15 protein-coding genes are annotated in these 17,222 nt (G+C 66.1%); 7 read left to right on the forward strand and 8 right to left on the reverse strand.

The features are described 5' to 3' along the window. The first annotated feature begins 4 nt into the window (after nucleotides 1–4). Nucleotides 5–1,657: a CHASE2 domain-containing protein gene (locus AB1Z25_RS13540; RefSeq protein ID WP_107799690.1), complete on the forward strand. Its 1,653-nt coding sequence runs from the start codon at nucleotides 5–7 to the stop codon at nucleotides 1,655–1,657. Between the two features lie 49 nt (nucleotides 1,658–1,706). Here AB1Z25_RS13540 and AB1Z25_RS13545 read toward each other — a convergent pair whose 3' ends face one another. The 6 genes from AB1Z25_RS13545 to pmbA all read right to left on the reverse strand — a co-directional run bounded on the left by AB1Z25_RS13545 (nucleotide 1,707) and on the right by pmbA (nucleotide 9,557). Beyond that, on the reverse strand, nucleotides 1,707–4,349 hold the full coding sequence (locus tag AB1Z25_RS13545; RefSeq protein ID WP_486635455.1) for a TonB-dependent receptor plug domain-containing protein: 2,643 nt from the start codon (nucleotides 4,347–4,349) through the stop codon (nucleotides 1,707–1,709). Nucleotides 4,350–4,648: 299 nt separating this feature from the next. Further along, the gene (locus AB1Z25_RS13550) at nucleotides 4,649–5,140 is read right to left on the reverse strand and encodes a disulfide bond formation protein B (protein WP_107799692.1); all 492 of its coding nucleotides are present in this window, start codon (nucleotides 5,138–5,140) and stop codon (nucleotides 4,649–4,651) included. Nucleotides 5,141–5,222: 82 nt separating this feature from the next. Next, nucleotides 5,223–6,362, reverse strand: a complete 1,140-nt coding sequence (locus tag AB1Z25_RS13555) for a patatin-like phospholipase family protein (protein WP_486635456.1) — start codon at nucleotides 6,360–6,362, stop codon at nucleotides 5,223–5,225. A 131-nt stretch (nucleotides 6,363–6,493) separates the two neighbouring features. Next, complete coding sequence (locus AB1Z25_RS13560; RefSeq protein ID WP_486635457.1) at nucleotides 6,494–7,411, reverse strand: DNA-3-methyladenine glycosylase family protein; 918 nt, start codon at nucleotides 7,409–7,411, stop codon at nucleotides 6,494–6,496. Nucleotides 7,412–7,414: 3 nt separating this feature from the next. Further along, nucleotides 7,415–8,059: a DNA oxidative demethylase AlkB gene (gene alkB / locus AB1Z25_RS13565; protein ID WP_486635458.1), complete on the reverse strand. Its 645-nt coding sequence runs from the start codon at nucleotides 8,057–8,059 to the stop codon at nucleotides 7,415–7,417. Nucleotides 8,060–8,213: 154 nt separating this feature from the next. After that, entirely contained in the window at nucleotides 8,214–9,557 is a 1,344-nt protein-coding gene (gene pmbA, locus AB1Z25_RS13570; RefSeq protein ID WP_486635459.1) for a metalloprotease PmbA, read from the reverse strand. An 85-nt stretch (nucleotides 9,558–9,642) separates the two neighbouring features. On the opposite strand from pmbA, the gene yjgA reads away from it, so the two are divergent. The 5 genes from yjgA to AB1Z25_RS13595 are packed head-to-tail and all read left to right on the forward strand — an operon-like array spanning nucleotide 9,643 to nucleotide 13,675. Further along, a complete protein-coding gene (gene yjgA / locus AB1Z25_RS13575; protein ID WP_081545106.1) occupies nucleotides 9,643–10,194 on the forward strand; it encodes a ribosome biogenesis factor YjgA in 552 nt (183 codons plus the stop codon). Next, nucleotides 10,194–10,772, forward strand: coding sequence for a molybdopterin adenylyltransferase (gene mog, locus AB1Z25_RS13580; protein ID WP_107799697.1), 579 nt, complete (start codon nucleotides 10,194–10,196; stop codon nucleotides 10,770–10,772). The genes yjgA and mog overlap by 1 nt, the downstream gene beginning before the upstream one ends. Before the next feature lie 3 nt (nucleotides 10,773–10,775). Further along, complete coding sequence (locus AB1Z25_RS13585; protein WP_107799698.1) at nucleotides 10,776–11,723, forward strand: YheT family hydrolase; 948 nt, start codon at nucleotides 10,776–10,778, stop codon at nucleotides 11,721–11,723. 57 nt (nucleotides 11,724–11,780) lie between these two features. Beyond that, entirely contained in the window at nucleotides 11,781–13,097 is a 1,317-nt protein-coding gene (locus AB1Z25_RS13590; protein WP_486635460.1) for an MFS transporter, read from the forward strand. 8 nt (nucleotides 13,098–13,105) lie between these two features. Further along, nucleotides 13,106–13,675 carry a hypothetical protein gene (locus tag AB1Z25_RS13595; RefSeq protein ID WP_486635461.1) on the forward strand — a complete coding sequence of 190 codons (570 nt, stop codon included), beginning with the start codon at nucleotides 13,106–13,108 and terminating at the stop codon, nucleotides 13,673–13,675. 151 nt (nucleotides 13,676–13,826) lie between these two features. On the opposite strand, the gene AB1Z25_RS13600 is transcribed toward AB1Z25_RS13595, so the two are convergent. Further along, the gene (locus AB1Z25_RS13600) at nucleotides 13,827–14,978 is read right to left on the reverse strand and encodes an HD-GYP domain-containing protein (protein ID WP_486635462.1); all 1,152 of its coding nucleotides are present in this window, start codon (nucleotides 14,976–14,978) and stop codon (nucleotides 13,827–13,829) included. 167 nt (nucleotides 14,979–15,145) lie between these two features. Between AB1Z25_RS13600 and AB1Z25_RS13605 the strand changes: the two genes are divergently transcribed. Next, complete coding sequence (locus tag AB1Z25_RS13605) at nucleotides 15,146–15,991, forward strand: dienelactone hydrolase family protein (protein WP_486635463.1); 846 nt, start codon at nucleotides 15,146–15,148, stop codon at nucleotides 15,989–15,991. Between the two features lie 6 nt (nucleotides 15,992–15,997). Here AB1Z25_RS13605 and AB1Z25_RS13610 read toward each other — a convergent pair whose 3' ends face one another. Further along, a complete protein-coding gene (locus AB1Z25_RS13610; protein ID WP_158274297.1) occupies nucleotides 15,998–17,104 on the reverse strand; it encodes an HD-GYP domain-containing protein in 1,107 nt (368 codons plus the stop codon). Between the last annotated feature and the right edge of the window lie 118 nt (nucleotides 17,105–17,222).

Here is a 17,222-nt window from a genome sequence, read left to right on the forward strand (position 1 = left end):
CAACATGCTAACTTACTATCGCGACAAGATTCTGCGCTTGTTGCCTTTTTTGCTGGCCTTGCTGGCGGCTCTGCTGACCCTCTCCGGCCTGTTGCTGCGGCTGGACTTCTGGCTGTACGACGGGCTGATCCGGATCAAGTCCAACCATAACCAGACCAGCGACATCGTCGTCGTCGCGGTGGACGAGCGCAGCCTGTCGGAGCTGGGCCGCTGGCCCTGGCCGCGCGAATTCCACGCCCAGCTGGTGGACAAGCTGGCGCAGGCCAAGGCCGTGGGCCTGGACATCGTGTTGGCCGAGCCCTCGCACAATATGCCGGAGTCGGATCAGGCGCTGGCGGACGCCATCCGCCGCAACGGCAAAGTCATCAGTCCGGTGTTTCCGGAAATGCAGGACAACCGCCTGACCGAGACCCGGCCCCTGCCCGCCATCGCCGCCGCCAGCGCCGGCCTGGGGCACACCGACTACGAATTGGACAGCGACGGCGTGATCCGCCGCGTCTATCTGAAAGCGGGCCTGGGCTCGCCCCACCACCCCAATTTCGCGCAGGCGGTGCTGGATCTGGCCAATGGCCAGCGCCAGTCCGAACAGCAGAAAATGGCGATGCCGCACGGCAAGCCGGGCAGCTGGCTGCGCGAAGACCCGGTGATGGTGCCCTATCTGTCCGGCCCGCCGCCGTTCCAGCAAGTGTCCTATATCGACGCGCTCAATCAACTGCCTCCCGCCTTCTTCGCCGGCAAGATCGTGCTGGTGGGCGCCACCGCCACCGGCCTGGGCGATATCCACGCCACGCCGCTGTCGGCCAACAACCGCGGCATGCCCGGCGTGGAAATCAACGCCTTCCTGCTTCATGGGCTGCAACAGGACAACACGCCGGTGCCGCTGCCGCTGGGATGGAAAGCCGTCATCAACGCGCTGGCCATCTTGCTGCTGGACCTGCTGCTCAGCCGCTACAAGCACCGCCAGGGCATTCTGCCGGCCTATCTGCTGGCCTCCTGTGGCGTGCTGGTGCTCAGCGTCCTGCTGCTGACGCTGGCCTCGGTGTTCTGGAGCGGCGTCACCACCGCCATCCTGCTATGGCTGGCCGGCAGCGTCCGCTTCGTGTCGCGGCAATCCAAGCTTTTGCTGCAGGCCAATACCGACGGCCTCACCGGGCTCTACAACCGCCGGCACTTCGACGAAATCCTGGCGCCGACGCTGGACAAGCACCGCGCCGCCGGCAAGACGCTGGCGCTGCTGATCCTGGACGTGGACAACTTCAAAGGCTACAACGACCACTACGGCCATTACGCCGGCGATCTGATCCTGCAAAGGCTGGCGCAAGAGCTGAACGCCTACTTCAGCCCCCGTCGCCACATCGTGGCGCGGCTGGGCGGCGAAGAGTTCGGCGTGCTGCTGGAAGAATGCGGGCAGGACCAGGCGGTGGCCGCCGCGGAAGGCTTCCGCGCCCGGCTGGAAGAACTGGAGCTGGCGCATTTGAAGAGCCCCTTGCGCAAAGTCACCTGCAGCATAGGCGTCGCCGCCCGGGTGCCGGAAACGGACGACAACGGCCGCACCTTCTACGAAGACGCCGACAGCGCGCTCTACATCGCCAAGCGCTCCGGCCGCAACGCGGTCAGCCCCGCCCCCGCCACCTTGACGCCTCAGCACCAGCGCTGACCCCGCTCCGACGGCCTCGCCCCGCCATGCCCGCGGCCTATGCGCCCTCCTAGAATACGTAACGGCCGGACAGGTACAACATCCTCCCCCATAAATCGGTGGCGGGGCCGGAGTAAGCGGCCGCCCCGCCGCTGAAGCCGGCCCCGGTGGCGTAACTGGGCATCCGGTTGCCCAGATTGCGTATGCCGCCGCTGACGCTGAAGCCCTTGCTCGGCTTCAGGCCGACACTGAGATCCAGCGCGGTGTAGGACCCCACCCTCTCCTTCACGTCCCCGGCATTGCGGTACAGCTGGGAGTACAGGTTCTTGAAAGACGCGTAGCTGCGCGCCGTCAGCCCCACAGAATAGCCGCCCCGGCTGTAACTCACTTCAAAGACGTTTTTCCAGCGCGGCTGCGCGCCGTAATCGGCGTACTCCAGCATCGGATCGGTCTCGGTCTGCGATTCCCGGTAGCTGAAGATGCGGCTTTGCGCGTTGCGGAACTTGAGCTTGCCGTAAGCGCCCAGCGACCAGTCGTACTGCACATCGATGTCGACACCGGAAGTCCGGGTCTTGCCGATATTCATGTACGGCGCGGAAATGTAGTCGATATCCCCCCTTACGCCGGGAAGATCGGCGGGCTTGCGCACCACGAAGCCGGGAAAACGGTCCGGATTGTCCAGCACGTATTGCGGGTCCAGCGACTGCACGGTGTTGGACACCTCGATCCGGTACCAGTCCACGGTGGCCGACAGCGCCGGAGTCGGCTGCAGCACCAGGCCCAGCGCGTAGTTCCGCGACTCCTCCGGATTCAGCCCCGCGTTGCCGCCGCTGCGCAGCTGATTGCTGGCCAAGCCGCAGCGTTCGCGGGCGATGCCGCGGTCGGCGCACTGCGCGTAGTCGTACACCGAAGTGTAGGCCTGGCGCGACGCGTACAGCTGAGGCAGCGTCGGCGCCTTGAAACCGGTGGTGACGGAGCCGCGCAGCATCGCCGGCTCCCAGGGGCGGAAGGAAAAAGCCAGCTTGGGGTTGAAGGTGTCGCCGAAATCGTTGTAGCGGTCGGCGCGCACCGCCAGCTGGACCTCCAGATTCTTCAACACCGGCAAATTGACTTCGCTGAAAGCGGACAGCACCGAGCGGCTGGCCCGCAGACTTTGCTGGACGGCGAAATTCATGATCTTGCCGGTTTGCAGCAGCGGGTCCGGCTGCGCGTCTATCGATTCATGCGACCACTGCAGACCGGCGGCGAAGCCGGCGGGGCCGGCCGGCAGCCTGAACCACTCCTCATTGCTGGCCTTGAATTCAAACGCCGACAAACGCGACGAGGACGTGTTGGCGATGGTGGCCAGATACGGCCGCAGCGCGGCGGCGTCGTTCTGCTGCGAAAACGGGTTATAGAGCGGCCCGCCGTCGGCGCCGTTCCGCAACATGGCGAGGAAAGCGTCGTTCAACACCACATTGTTCTGCCTCGCCTCCACCTTGTTCAAACCCAGGTTCAGCGAGCTCTCCAGATCCCAGTCGCGCCACAAGGCGCGCCCGCCCAGCACCGCGCGATACGTGTCGCTGGTGATCTCGTTGAGCCGCCGGCCGTTCTCCGACAGATTGCGGGTGATTTGCAGATTGTCGGTGGGTTTGAAGTCCGGATACACCGACGCCAGGCCGCCGTCCCGCGGATAAATCGCCCAATTGGGCGACACAATGGTCTGCACAAAGGAATAAGCGCCGTCCAGCGGCGTCTCGGTGCGGTTCAGTCCCAGTTCGGCGAAGAACTCCGCGTCGCCGCTCAAACGCCGGGTGTAATGGGCCATCAAGCCGTAGCGGCTGGTGCGCGGCGCCAACTGAGCGCCCATCTCATCCACGTCGGACACGCACAGCGCGGCTCCGCTGGGCCGGGTGGTCAGCCGCCACGGCGGGCAGCCGGGCAAGGGCTTGGCCAGCGCGTTGCTTCTGTCGGCGTTGGGCGTGCGGTCGTTCCAATAGCCCCATTGCGCGCCGCTGCGCAGATCCGGCCCGCCCTGAAAACGGTAATCGTTGCTGCGGGTGGCGTCGTGGTTGCGGCTGAACACCGGCTCGCGGTGGTAAACGTCGAAAGACAGCAGCAGGTTCTGGCCGTCCTGTTCCAGATCCCCGAAGCCGCCGCTCAGATTCAGCCCCTGCTCGATGCCGTCTCCATCCAGATTGCCGCCGCCGCGCAGCGCCGCCTCGGCGCCCCGGAAGTTGCGCCGGGTCTTGAAGTTGATCACGCCGGCCACCGCGTCGGAACCGTAAATGGCCGATGCGCCGTCCCGCAGAATCTCCACCGATTCAATCACCGACAGCGGCAAGGTGTTCAGATCGACAAAGGCGTCGGTGCCGCTGATGAACATCGCGTAATTGGGCAAGCGACGGCCGTTCAGCAAGACCAGCACGTACTTGGAGCTCATGCCGCGCAGGCCGGCGGTGGCCGCGCCGGCGGCAAAGCTGTTGGAGTTGGTGCCGGCCAGCAGGCTGCCCACCGACGGCAGCCGGTCCAGCAACTGGATCACGGTGGACGCGCCGGTCTTGTCGATATCCTCTTTCTTGATCACCTCCACCGCCAAAGCCTTTTCCTTGCCGATGCGCTTGATATTGGAGCCGGTCACCGTCACCCGCTCCAGCGGGATGGCCTCCTCCGCCCAAGCGCCCATGCCCAAGCCCATGCCCGCCGCGGCAACCGCCAGATAGCTGCGTTTCATCTCCTTACCCCCTGTAGTGCGCTCGCCGGTCGCGGCGCGCGCCCCTAAGCTGCCGCAGCGGGCGCTACAAAGAGATTGGCGGCGGTCGCCGGCCCCCTCCCCAAGGCCGGAAGACCACACATCCATTTAAAATCAACATCTTAAATAAATTTCAGTTGTGGCGATAAAAGCACAGGCGCGCCTGCCCGCCGCGCGGTTTCCGATGCCGGCATTATTATTTACATCTTAAGCATGCAATAAGATCATGCCCCAAAGAAAAAGGCCGCCCAAGGCGGCCTTCGCTGCGCGGCAATCCGGCGTCAGGCGGACTTGCGCGCCATCAACCAGCCGGCGAAGCCGATCACGCCGACGAAGAAGACCGCCACCCAGAACGGCATCGCCATCCCCAGGAAGGTCCACTCCACGGTAGCGCACTCGCCGCTGCCTTTGAACACCTTGGAAATCACCTCCGTCAACGGCGAGGACTCCATCAGGAACTCCAGGCCGGGACCGCAGGCCGGGACCTGGTCCGCCGGCAGATGTTGCAGCCACAATTGGCGCAGCGACACCGACAGGCCCGCCAAGGCGGCCAGAATCGTCAAACCGCCCCAGGCCCTGGCGCCGCAACGGCCTGGATTGACCAGCGCCGCCAGCAAGGCGATCACGCCCGCGGCGATCACGCCGATGCGCTGGAAAATGCACAGCGGGCACGGCTCCAGGCCCAGCTGGTATTGCGCGAACAATGCAAAACCCATCGCGCCGGCGCAGGCGGCGGCGATCAGCAGAAAACCTTGTCGGTTGCTCAAGCCCATATCTTCCTCAATGTTTGGCGGTATTACGTCATGGCGCATGATTGTGCCATACAACATGGAGGAGTCAGAACCGCCCCGCGGCTTAAAGTTCCAGAAAGCGGCGTATCGCCTCTTTCTGATGCAAGGCGTCCTTATAGCCCAGCGTGATCAGCTCGCGGGTGTAGCCCGGCTCGAACAATAGATAAGTGGCCAGGGCGGTGCCGCGGTGACGGGTGGCGCCGGTGCCCTTCAGCAGGAAGCGCAGCAAGGGCGGAAACAGCCGGGTGTGCTTGTAGGCGATGCCCTCCAGCGATTTGCTGGGGTTGAGCATGAAGATGTCCACCTTGCGCAACTGGGTCTGCCGCGCCAGGTCCTCATGGCTTTGCAGCAGCGACACGGTGTGATTGACCCGGGTCAGCCGTTCCATGTCCACCGACATGCTGTCTATGAACACGCTATTGAGCAGATGGCCGAAAATCTGCGCCGGCGACGGATAGAAACCGCTGTGGCGGCGTTCTATGGTGTCCGGCCGCTTGCTGGCCAGGCCGACGACAAACAGCTTTTCCGCGCCCAGGTGCAAGGCCGGCGACAAGGGGGACAGCTGCCGCACCGCGCCGTCGCAGTAAAACTTCTCGCCCAGGCAGACCGAGGGGAAAATCAGCGGAATGGCCGAGGTGGCCATCATGTGTTCGATATTGATGCGTTCGCGCAGCCCCAGCCGCTGATAGCGCTCCCACTCCTCCAGGCTGTCCGCGCCCTGGAAAAAAGTGACCGACATCCCGGTGGTGTAGCAAGAAGCCGTCAGCGCCAGCGCCTTGAGCACGCCGTGACGCACGGAATGGTCTATGCCCTCGAACACCATCACCTTGGTCAGCAGCTCGCGCAGCGGGGCGTTGTCCAGAAAGCTCTTGGGATTGCGCCACAGACGGCCGCCGGACAGGATGGATAGGCCGAAGTGCAGAAAAGTCTTCAGAAAATAGCCGGAACTGGCGTCGTAGACATCCTGGATGTGCAATTGCTTCCACATCTGCGCCAGCGTGGACACCGCCAGATGGAAATTACCGGCGCCGGAGGCCAGCGCCACCGCATTGATCGCCCCCGCGGACGTGCCGCAAATAATGGGAAAGGGATTGACGCGCGCATCCGGCAGCAGCCGGGCAATTCCCAGCAACACCCCCACCTGGTACGCCGCGCGCGCGCCGCCGCCCGACAAGACCAGCCCGATATCGGATTGCCTCCCCATCCCGCACCTCGCGTGGCTATATTGGCGGCGGATCGGCATGCCCGACGCCGCACGGCTTCTTGTTCTATTTAGACATAGTCAAACGCCGCGGCCAGCGCCAACTTCGCGCGGAGGAAATCGGCCGTACAGGCTCAATAAGCAGCCGCCGTCTGCATGGCCCATAAATGCGCGCCCACCAGCGCGCGCCACGGCGCGAAGCCTTGCAGCCATTGCTCGGTTTCGCGCGGCGACACCGCCTCGGCCCGCTCCAGCAAGCGCTGCAGGCCGCGCCGAACCGCCACGTCCCCGTGCAAGGAGCCGTCCAGCCAGCCATAGCCGCGCAACAGCGCGTAGCTGACCGTCCACGGGCCGATGCCGGGCAAGGCCAGCAAGCGCGCGGCGATCTCCTCCGGCGCGCCGCCGTCCAGCCAGCCCTGCAAGGGCAAGCCGCCGTCGGCCGTCTGCCGGCTCAGTTCCAGCAAGGTCCGGGTCTTGGCGCGGGAGAAACCGGCCTGGCCCAGTTGGTCCGCCTCCAGCTCCGCCAATTGCTCCGGCGACGGATGGCACAGCAGACCGCCGCTGTGGCGCTTGCCGACCAACTGCATCAGCCGACGCCGCAGCGAGATGGCGGCGTGCACGCTGATCTGCTGACCGGTGACGGCCCAGACCAGCGCCTCGAACGGCGTGGTGGTCTGCGGCACGCGCAAGCCGGGACGCGCGGCGATCAGGCCGGCCAGCTGCGGATGGCCGCGATGCGCGCGCTCGAAATCCGCCACCGGCTGCGCCAAGCCCAGCATGCGGCGCGCCATGGCGGTCAAGGCCGCCGCGTCGCCGGTCTGAGGCGAAACGTCCGCGTCCAGCCCCACCCGCACCGCGTCCGCGGCGAACGTCATGCTCAGACAGGCCGGCTCGCCGCGCCACAGCAAGCCCTTGCTCAGGCTCAGCGCCGTCACCCGCTCGGACAGCTCCTGAGCGTCGCGGCGGTGGAAGGCCATGAAGTCGTCCCGGCGAAAATCCGCGGGCAAAGACAGGGATAAAGACAGCGAAACGGAATCGGCCGGTTCAGCCATGGATCAGCGCGCCTTGCGAAAAGTCAGATTGATGCGGCGGCGCCCCAGCAAAGGATGTTCGCCCTCCGCCACCGGCAACACCCCGTGGAAACGCATGCGGTCCGGCCCGCCCCACACCAGCACGTCGCCATGGCGCAGCTGGACGCGGCCGGGACGCTCGGCGCGGCTGAAGCCGCCAAACAGAAACACCGCCGGCAGGCCCAGCGACACCGACACGATGGGCGCGCTGAAATCGCGCTCGTCCTTGTCCTGGTGCAGCGACATCTTGGCGCCGGGCGCATAGCAATTGATCAGACAGGCATCCGGCGCGAAACCAGGGAAGCCGGCTTCGGCGGCGGCCCGCTCGGCCAGCGCGCGCAACAAGGCCGGCATCGCCGGCCATGGCAGGCCGCTGAGCGGGTCGCGCTCGGCATAGCGGTAACCGCGCGCGTCGGACACCCAGCCATAAGCGCCGCAGCTGGAGGTGGTCACCGACATCGCACGCCCGCCCGGCGTCTGCATGCCGTGCGGCGGCGCCTGCCGCAGCAACGCCTCCACCTCCGCCAACAGCGCGGCGTCAATGTCGCAGACACGGCGATGCAATAGGGCGGCGCCGGGCGACAGGCGCTCCAGCCAGCCGCCCTCTTCCGGCGCGAACAGATCCGCCATCGCCGGCCTCAGAACCTGCTCAAAGTCTCGCGAGAAAGAGCGAGACAAGGCGAAAACCGCTGAGAAAGCGGAATGTACATACGGTACATGAGCATTTCGAAGCGGTACTCACCGTGCCAAGTTTCACGATGCGCAGCAGACATTGAACAGGTTCTCAGGCCTCGCCGGCCACCATCATGCTACGCAACAGCACCGAGCCCATCTGCCGGCCGCCGCGCTCCAGCACGTCGTTGCCCACCGCGTCGATCTGCATGAACATCTCGCGCAGATTGCCGGCGATGGTGATTTCCTCCACCGGGTGCACGATCACGCCGCGCTCCACCCAAAAGCCGGCCGCGCCGCGCGAGTAATCGCCGGTGACGGTGTTGACGCCCTGGCCCAGCAGCTCGGTCACCAGCAGGCCGGTGCCCATGGCCTGCAGCAACTCCTCCAGGCTTTCGCCGGTGGAATGCACGACCAGATTATGCGCGCCGCCGGCGTTGCCGGTAGTCTGCATGCCCAGCTTGCGCGCCGAATAGCTGCCCAGCATATAACCCTGCAGCACGCCCTTGTCCACCAGACGGCGCGCCACCGTGGCCACGCCCTCGTTGTCGAAGGCGCCGCTGGCCATGCCGCGCAACAAGAAGGGATCTTCGTCCACGGTGATGTTGGCCGACATCACCGGCTTGCCCAGAGAATCCAGCAGGAAGGACGATTTGCGGTACAGGCTGCCGCCGCTGATGGCGGCCACCAGATGGCTGAGCAGCGAGGCGGCGATCGGCGCTTCGAACACCACCGGATACTGGCCGGTCTTCACCTTGCGCGCGCCCAGCCGCCGCGCCGCGCGCTGGCCGGCCTTGGCGCCGATGGCCTCCGGCGCGTCCAAGTCCTCGCGCCGCCGCGCCGACGAATACCAGTAATCGCGCTGCATCGCGCCGCCGTCCTCGGCCACCACCGCCGCGGAAATGCTGTGGCGGCTGCTGGCGTAGCCGCCGATGAAGCCGTGGCTGTTGGCGTAGGCGAAATGGCTGGACTGCGAGGACGCGGTGCCGCCCTCGGAATTGCGGATGCGCGGATCGGCCGCCAACGCGGCGGCCTCGCAGGATTTGGCCAGCTCGATGGCTTCCTCCACCGGCAGCGCCCACGGGTGGTACAAGCTGAGATCGGGAAACTCGGTGGCCATCAATTGGGAATCGGCCAGGCCGGCGCAAGGGTCCTCGGCGGTGTAGCGCGCGATGTCCCGCGCCGCGCGCACGGTGTCCGCCAAAGCCTCTTCGGAAAAATCGGAGGTGCTGGCGTGGCCCTTCTTCTGCCCCAGGTAGACGGTCACGCCCACGCCCTTGTCCTGGTTGTACTCGATGGTTTCCACCTCGGACAGGCGCACGCTCACCGTCTGGCCCAGGCCTTCGGAAACGTCGGCCTCGGCGGCGCTGGCGCCCTCGGCCTTGGCCAGTTCGATCACGCGGGAGGCGATGTCCTCCAGCGCGGCTTGGCTGAAACTGAATGTTTTGTCTGCCATAGTGTCTTTCGCAATGGTCGAAACGGCCGGAGGCCTTTTCCGGTATCATACCAGCCTTGAGAAAACCGATTGAGAATTGCCAACGATGACCCATTACCAGAACGACAGCCCGGACGACGGCTACGTCAGCAAATCCCAGCGCAAGCGCGATATGGATGCGCTGCAGGACCTGGGCCGCGAACTGGTGGAGCTGTCCAAGGACACGCTGAAAAAAATGCAGCTGCCGGAAGACTTGCTCACCGCTATTCTGGACTATAAACGCTTTACCGCGCACGGCGCGCTTCGCCGCCAGCTGCAATACATCGGCAAGCTGATGCGCGACGTGGACCCGGAACCGATCCAGCAATACCTGCAAATTCTCAAGGGCGAATCGTCCGAGCACATCGCCTGGCAGCACCTGCTGGAGCGCTGGCGCGAACGGCTGATGGAAGACGACAAGATGCTGGCCAACTTCGTCACCGACTTCCCGGCCGCCGATCCGCAACAGCTGCGCACGCTGATCCGCAACGCGCGCAAGGAAAAACAGGACAACAAACCGCCCAAGTCCTTCCGCCTGCTCTATCAGGCCGTCAAGGACGTGATCCCGGAACCGGGCAAGCCGCGCCTGCATCAGCAGGACCAAGAGGACGACGAGTGATGCTGAAAGTAGGCCTGGTCTCGATCTCCGACCGCGCCAGCAGCGGCGTGTACGAGGACAAGGGCATCCCGGCACTGCGGGACTGGCTGGCCGCCGCGCTGGCCAGCCCCTTCGCCGTCGTCTCCCGGCTGATCCCGGACGAGCAGCCGCAAATCGAAGCCGCGCTCAAGGCGCTGGTGGACGAGGAAGGCTGCCAGCTGGTGCTGACCACCGGCGGCACCGGCCCGGCGGCGCGCGACGTCACCCCGGAAGCCACGCTGGCGGTGGCGGACCGCGAGATGCCCGGCTTCGGCGAGCAGATGCGCCAGATCAGCCTGCGCTTCGTGCCCACCGCCATCCTGTCCCGCCAGGTGGGCGCGATCCGCAAGCAGGCGTTGATCCTCAACCTGCCCGGCCAGCCCAAGGCGATCAAGGAAACGCTGGAAGGCCTGCGCGGCGCCGACGGCCAGGTGGAAGTGCCCGGCATTTTCGCCGCCGTGCCCTATTGCATAGACTTGCTGGACGGCCCCTATATCGAAACCCATGAGACGGTGGTCAAGGCCTTCCGCCCCAAATCGGCGCAGAAAAAGCCGGACTGAGCCATGGCTTACCAGTCTCCCGCCTGGCTGCGCGGCGGCCACGCCCAAACCATCTGGCCGGCGCTGGCGATCAAGACCCGCCGCCCCGACTACCGCCGCGAACTGTGGGACACGCCGGACGGCGCGCGCATCGCGCTGGACTTCGTGCCCGGACGGCCCGGCGCGCCGCTGGTGGTGCTGTTTCACGGCCTGGAAGGCAGCAGCGACAGCCACTACGCGCGCGCGCTGATGCAAGCGGTGCAGCGGCGCGGCTGGAACGGCGTGGTGCCGCATTTTCGCGGCTGCGGCGGCGTGGACAATCCCTTGCCGCGCGCCTATCACGCCGGCGACGGCGCCGAGGTGCGCTGGATTCTGAGCCGGCTGGCGCAACGCTTCCCCGTTTTGGCCGCCGCCGCGGTGTCTCTGGGCGGCAGCATGCTGCTCAACTATCTGGCGGACGAAGGCGCGCAGGCGCTGCCGCGCGCGGCGGCGGCGGTGTCCGCGCCGCTGGACCTGGTGGCGGCCAGCACCCGGCTGGACCGCGGCCTGGGCAAACTGCTGTACACCCGCATGTTCATGGGCACGCTCAAGCCCAAGGCCTTGGAATCGCTGCAGCGCCATCCCGGCCTGTTCGACGGCGGCAAGCTCAGCCGCGCGCGCACCTTCATCGAGTTCGACGACCTGGTCACCGCGCCCATCCACGGCTTCGGCACCGCGCTCAATTACTGGCGCAGCGCCAGCGCCAAACCGCGGCTGGGCCAGATCGCCCGCCCCACCCTGGTGCTGAACGCGCGCAACGACCCCTTCCTGCCGGAGCAGGCGCTGCCGCGCCAGACCGACGTGGCCGCCAGCGTCACCTTGGAGTTCCCCCGCCACGGCGGCCACGTAGGCTTCGCCTCCGGCGCCTTCCCCGGCACGCTGGACTGGCTGCCGTCACGCTTGCTGGAATTCTTCGAACCGCATCTGGATTGACTGCGCGGCGCTTTCTGCGCATCTTGACGGCATCCCACCCTCAAGCGAAAGCGCCGCATGGCTTCCGACACCGTCAAGACTTCCGTCCTGCGCAAGACTTATCTGCGCATTCTCGCTCCGCTGTTCATCGCCTCGGTTCTGGCCTTTCTTGACCGGGTCAACGTCAGTTACGCCACCCTGACCATGAACGCCGACCTCGGCTTCAACGCCAAGGTCTACGGCCTGGCCGCCGGCATCTTCTTCGCCGGCTACGTCCTGTTCGAAGTGCCCGGCGCCATCCTGGCCGAGCGTTGGAGCCCCAGCCGCTGGATCGCCCGCATCCTGTTCTCCTGGGGCGCGGTCAGCATGCTGCTGGGCCTGGTGCAGAACGAGTGGCAGTTCTATGTCCTGCGCTTCTTGCTGGGCGTGTGCGAGGCCAGCTTCTACCCGGTGATCTACGCCTCGGTGATCCCGCGCTGGTTCGTCGCGGACACCCGCGCCCGCGCCATTTCCATCACCCTGTGTTCGCTGCTGGTCTCCGCCATCGTCGGCGCGCCGCTGGCCGGCTGGATGGTGGGCCTGCAGCCCTTCGGCCTCAAGGGCTGGCAAAGCCTGTTCCTGCTGGAAGGCGGCGTCACCGTGCTTTACGGCTTCGCCATACTGCTGTGGCTGCGGGACGATCCGGCCCAGGCCGCCTGGCTGAGCGCGGAGGAAAAGCGCTATCTGATCGATACGCTGAAGGCGGAAGCGGCCGCCACGCGTGAACAACAGCCGGCCACGCTGCGCCAGGCGCTGGCGCAGCCGGCGGTGTTGCGGCTGTGCCTGATCTATTTTCTATGGATTACCGGTTTCTGGGGCTTCAGTTTCTGGATGCCCACGGTGATCAAGAACGCCTCCGGCTGGTCGCCGCTGGCCATAGGCCTCGCCTCCGCCGTGCCCATGCTGGCGGCGCTGGCCGCCATGCTGTGGCTGGGCCATTCCTCGTCCCGCCGCGGGGAAAAGCGCTGGCATGTGGCGCTGCCGCTCTTGCTCGCCGCCGCCGGCTTCCTGATCGGCGCTTTGAGCGACAGTATCGCCGTGGCGCTGCTCTCGGTCACCGTCGTCGCCATCGGCGTCTACAGCCCGATGGGCGTGTGGTGGTCCATCCCCACCACGTTTCTGACCGGCACGCTGGCGGCGGGCGCCATCGGCCTGATCAACTCCGTGGGCAATGTCGGCGGCTTCATCGGCCCTTACGCGCTGGGCTTGATCGAGGCCGCCACCGGCAGCCACACCCTGGCTTACTTCTGGCTCAGCGGCTCGCTGCTGCTCAGCGCGCTCTTGGTGCTGGGCTTGAAGCCGCAAGCGCAAACAGCGGACAATTCCAGCCAAGCCGCCGCTTCCGGCGGACGATAGGAAGAACCATGCCGACACGAATCTTCGTCCTCGCTCTCTGCGCTTTTCTGCTCTCCGCTTGCGCCGGCATGGCCGAGCGCCTGCGCGGCTCCCTGGAACCGCCGGCCGAGCGCGGCTACGCCATTCTGTCGCTGACCGGCAAATCCGCCAATCCGGACAGCGCGACGCTGGGGCTGAACATCGCCAACGCCGCCGGCCGCGTCGTGGCGACCGACAGCGCCAGCCTGCTGACCGACACCGTGTTCGGCGAGCAGGGCAAGTCCATGGCCGAGGGCAAACTGATGCTGTTCACGCTGGAACCGGGCCAGTATCGGGTGGAGCAAGTCTGGGCCAACTGGCTGGAGGACGGGGCCTGGGGCGTCAGCCGCAAGATGCGCAGCTTCCGCCTGGCCGCGCCGTTTGAGCTGAAACGCGGCGAGACGGTTTATCTGGGCAATGTGGACGTGGAAATGAGCTTCTTGCCGGAAGCGCGGTTGCGCGACGAGTCCGAGCGCGATCTCGCCCACATCCGCCGCATCTGGAAGATCAAGGACGTGTCCGACGTTCAGCTGCGGCCGCTGGGGCAAGCACGGCTCTGAGCTTCCGTTCAAACCCTCGAAGCCAGCTCAAAACCCGGCATGGCCGCCGAGAAAGCGAAAGGCTCATACTATGTATGAGCCTTTCTTAAGCCACACTCACCGTATTATGCCCGTCCGCGCACGGTAGATCGCGAGCCGGTTCCGAACCCGCTCACTTCTGCCACAGCTTGGCCAGATAGGCCGGCTTCACCGTCGCCGCCGCGAGCGGTACAGCTTCCAGCACCCGGTAGGCGTTCTGTCGGGTGTCGCGCAGCAGCGCGTCCGCGTACGGCGCGCCGTCCAGCTTGCGCAAGGCCGCCACGCGCGGCGCATTGGCCTTGTCGCTGCGATGGGTGACCACGCCTATCTCGTTGCTGGCCAGTTTGACGAAGCTGCCGGGCGGATACACGCCCAGCTCCTTGATCAGCAAGGCCGCGTGCTGCGGATCGAAATCGCCCAGCTCGCCGCGGTACAAGCTGCCTATCACCAGCGCCGGCAAGGCCGGCGGAGGCTGATGGATGCAGGAACACAACACGTCCACCATGTGCAGCAGGGCCGCGTCCGGGTGGATCTCCTCGCCGCGCAGCCCCTGCGGGTAGCCGTCGCCGCCGCGCTGCTCCTGATGGGTCTGCACCAGAAGATGCCAGTGCTCGTCCACCACCCCGGCCTCGCGCAAAATGGCGGAGCCTACGATGGGATGGGCGTAGAGATCGTCGCGCTGCGCGGCGTCCGGCGGCGTCGGCTGCCGCGACAATTGATTGAGCAGGCCGGTGATCGCCAGGTTCATGCTCAGCGCCGCGCCCACCACCGCCTGCAAGCGCGCCTTCTCCATGCCCAGCCGCCGGCCCAGCACCGCCATGATGGCCGCCACGTGCACGCTGTGGGCGCTGCCGATATCGCGATAGGGCGTCAGCAACACGCTGGCCAGCACCCCGTCCGGCTGTTTGCTGGCCAGCCGGATCAACGCGTCCGCCATGTCCGCCAGCCGCCCGGCCAAGCCTGGCACCGCCAAGCCGTGCAATAGCAGGCCCTCGGCGCGGCGGGTCTGGAAGCCCAGTTCCATGATGGGATTGGGCTGCACCTGGGCCGCGGCCTCTTTTTCGCGCTGCGCCGCGCGCTCCAGCTGTTCGCGCTCCAAGCGCGCCGCCACCTCCTCGCTGTCGCCGTGCGCCAGCGTCACCAGCCGCTCGCGCTGCTCCGGCGTCAGCACGTAATGGCCTTTTTTCAGCAGCAGCAGGCCGTTCTTGGCGTATACGTCGACCGGCAATTGCTGGCCGATGCGCAAGAAGCTGGTGGGCAACTTCACTTTGGAGGAGTCCGGCATAATCTATTTACGTTTCGTTAAGTCATGCTTCAATGGCTGTGAATAATGCCGCATTCCATCGGCCTAAGGAAGCCCCCGCGGTCCCGCTCTCGCGCCGGCTTGCCATGCAATGCCGATGACATTAATCTAGTTGCTTCAATCCTCTTGCCTCGTTGGAGAATGCCGTTATGACAAGCAATCGACGCGTCGACGCTTCGCGCAGGGACTTCTTGAACAGCGCGGTGGGCGTGGGCTTCGCGCTGGCGGTGCAGCCCATCGCCGCCAGCGCCATTCTCACCGACGGCGACGGCCTCAGCGCCGGCGCGGTGGAAATCCCGACCGGGCCGGCCGTCATGCCGGGCTACATGGCCAAGCCCGTCGCGGCCGGCGGGCCCTTGCCGGTGGTGCTGGTGGTGCAGGAAATCTTCGGCGTGCACGAGCATATCCGCGATCTGTGCCGGCGGCTGGCCAAGGCCGGCTATCTGGCGGTGGCGCCGGAGCTCTATTTCCGCCAGGGCGACCCGAGCAAGGTCGCCAGCATCGGCGAATTGCTCAGCGGCCTGGTCAGCAAGGTGCCCGACAGCCAGGTGCTGGCCGATCTGGACGCCACGCTGGCCTGGGCCGGCGGCCACGGCGGCGACGTCAAGCGCGCGGCCGTCACCGGCTTTTGCTGGGGCGGACGCCAGGCGTGGCTGTACGCGGCGCACAATCCAGCGCTCAAGGCAGGCGCCGCCTGGTACGGCCGGCTGCAGGGCGAGGCCGGCGCCAACACCCCGCGTCAGCCGCTGGACGTCGTCGCCCAGCTGCATGCGCCGGTGCTCGGGCTTTACGGCGGCCTGGACAAGGGCATTCCGCTGGAATCGGTGGACAAGATGAAGGCCGCTCTGCGCGCCGCCGGCAAGCCCTCCGAAATCGTGGTCTACCCGGAGGCCGACCACGGCTTCAACGCCGACTACCGTCCGACTTACAACGCCGCCGCCGCCGCCGACGCCTGGCGGCGCATGCTGCAATGGTTCAAACAACACGGCGTCTGACACCGGCTACTCTCCCGGCGGCCGTCTGGCGCAGGCCGCCAGCCGCATGCGGATCACCTGATTGAAGCGCGCCAGCCAGTAGGGATCGAACTGGCGCTCCGAGGCGTTGATCTCGGCGATGGCGCGCATCATCGAATGCCGCAAGCCCCGATGCGCGTGCTTCAAGGTCACCGCCTCGAACGCGTCCACCAGGGCCAGGATGCGCGCGCCGCTGCAAATTTCGTCGCCGCGCAAGCCCTGCGGATAACCGCGGCCGTCCGGCATCTCGTGATGCTGGGCCACCATGCGCGCCGCGTCGGCCCAGGCCGGCATCCTCTCCAAGAGGCCCGCTGCCCAACCCGGATGCTCCGCCATCTGGAGGCGCTCGGCCTCGCTCATCCGCCCCACTTTCAACCAGAACGACTCCGGCAACAGCATCATGCCGATATCGTGCATATACACCGCCGCTTCCAGCTGCCTGTCGTCCACCATCCCCGGCGCCTGACGGCTGGCCTCCAGCGCCAATTCCAGATTGCGCTCGGTGCGGCCCTGGAACTGCGGCAGACGCTGCTCGAACTGCAGCGCCAATAGCCGGAAAAAAGCCAGATCGCCCTGGCTCAGCTGCGCGGCGGCGTCCGCCGGCGCATCCGACTCGATCACGTGCAAGGGAATGCCGGTGATCTGCTCCACCAACTGCTGACAACGCTGCAGCAGCTCGCCTACCGGGCACTCCGCCACCTGGTTCAAGGCCCGCATCAGCAGAGGCAGCTGCAGATCGTCCAGCAGTTCGTGGTTATCCAGCGCCTCCAGCGCCAGGCCCAAGCGGTCCATCACCAACAGCATCACATCGCCTATCGAGTCCTCGTAGACCACCTCGCCGCTGCGCAGCCGCTCCAACAGGCTTTCCAAGGCGTGGACGAAAGGCACCACGAAGCGCACCTGGCACATGCTGGCGTCGCCCTTGATGCTGTGCAGCAAGCGAAACAGCTGATCGATCTGAGCAGCGTCGGTGTCGCCGAAACCCAGCTGGCAAACCAAGTGCTCCACCTGCGGCGCGTAATCGCTCATCACCTCCATGAAATCGTGAAACGCCTCCGGCTCCACAATCTCCAGCGTCAGCTCCTGCTTACCCATGCCCCCTCCCATTTTCAATCGCCCTTCATTCCAGTATATGCAGCATGCGGCAAAGCGTGCGACAGCGGCCTTTCCAAACCGCCACGCGCCGCGCATAATTTGCGCCCCCGGCGCATCG

The organism is Chromobacterium sp. HL1 (assembly GCF_057418835.1).

Bases quoted from the DNA above. Each gene is read 5' to 3' on its own strand.
- AB1Z25_RS13540 (WP_107799690.1), top strand. From the start codon at position 5: ATGCTAACTTACTATCGCGACAAGATTCTGCGCTTGTTGCCTTTTTTG.
- AB1Z25_RS13545 (WP_486635455.1), bottom strand. From the start codon at position 4,349: ATGAAACGCAGCTATCTGGCGGTTGCCGCGGCGGGCATGGGCTTGGGC.
- AB1Z25_RS13550 (WP_107799692.1), bottom strand. From the start codon at position 5,140: ATGGGCTTGAGCAACCGACAAGGTTTTCTGCTGATCGCCGCCGCCTGC.
- AB1Z25_RS13555 (WP_486635456.1), bottom strand. From the start codon at position 6,362: ATGGGGAGGCAATCCGATATCGGGCTGGTCTTGTCGGGCGGCGGCGCG.
- AB1Z25_RS13560 (WP_486635457.1), bottom strand. From the start codon at position 7,411: ATGGCTGAACCGGCCGATTCCGTTTCGCTGTCTTTATCCCTGTCTTTG.
- alkB (WP_486635458.1), bottom strand. From the start codon at position 8,059: ATGGCGGATCTGTTCGCGCCGGAAGAGGGCGGCTGGCTGGAGCGCCTG.
- pmbA (WP_486635459.1), bottom strand. From the start codon at position 9,557: ATGGCAGACAAAACATTCAGTTTCAGCCAAGCCGCGCTGGAGGACATC.
- yjgA (WP_081545106.1), top strand. From the start codon at position 9,643: ATGACCCATTACCAGAACGACAGCCCGGACGACGGCTACGTCAGCAAA.
- mog (WP_107799697.1), top strand. From the start codon at position 10,194: ATGCTGAAAGTAGGCCTGGTCTCGATCTCCGACCGCGCCAGCAGCGGC.
- AB1Z25_RS13585 (WP_107799698.1), top strand. From the start codon at position 10,776: ATGGCTTACCAGTCTCCCGCCTGGCTGCGCGGCGGCCACGCCCAAACC.
- AB1Z25_RS13590 (WP_486635460.1), top strand. From the start codon at position 11,781: ATGGCTTCCGACACCGTCAAGACTTCCGTCCTGCGCAAGACTTATCTG.
- AB1Z25_RS13595 (WP_486635461.1), top strand. From the start codon at position 13,106: ATGCCGACACGAATCTTCGTCCTCGCTCTCTGCGCTTTTCTGCTCTCC.
- AB1Z25_RS13600 (WP_486635462.1), bottom strand. From the start codon at position 14,978: ATGCCGGACTCCTCCAAAGTGAAGTTGCCCACCAGCTTCTTGCGCATC.
- AB1Z25_RS13605 (WP_486635463.1), top strand. From the start codon at position 15,146: ATGACAAGCAATCGACGCGTCGACGCTTCGCGCAGGGACTTCTTGAAC.
- AB1Z25_RS13610 (WP_158274297.1), bottom strand. From the start codon at position 17,104: ATGGGTAAGCAGGAGCTGACGCTGGAGATTGTGGAGCCGGAGGCGTTT.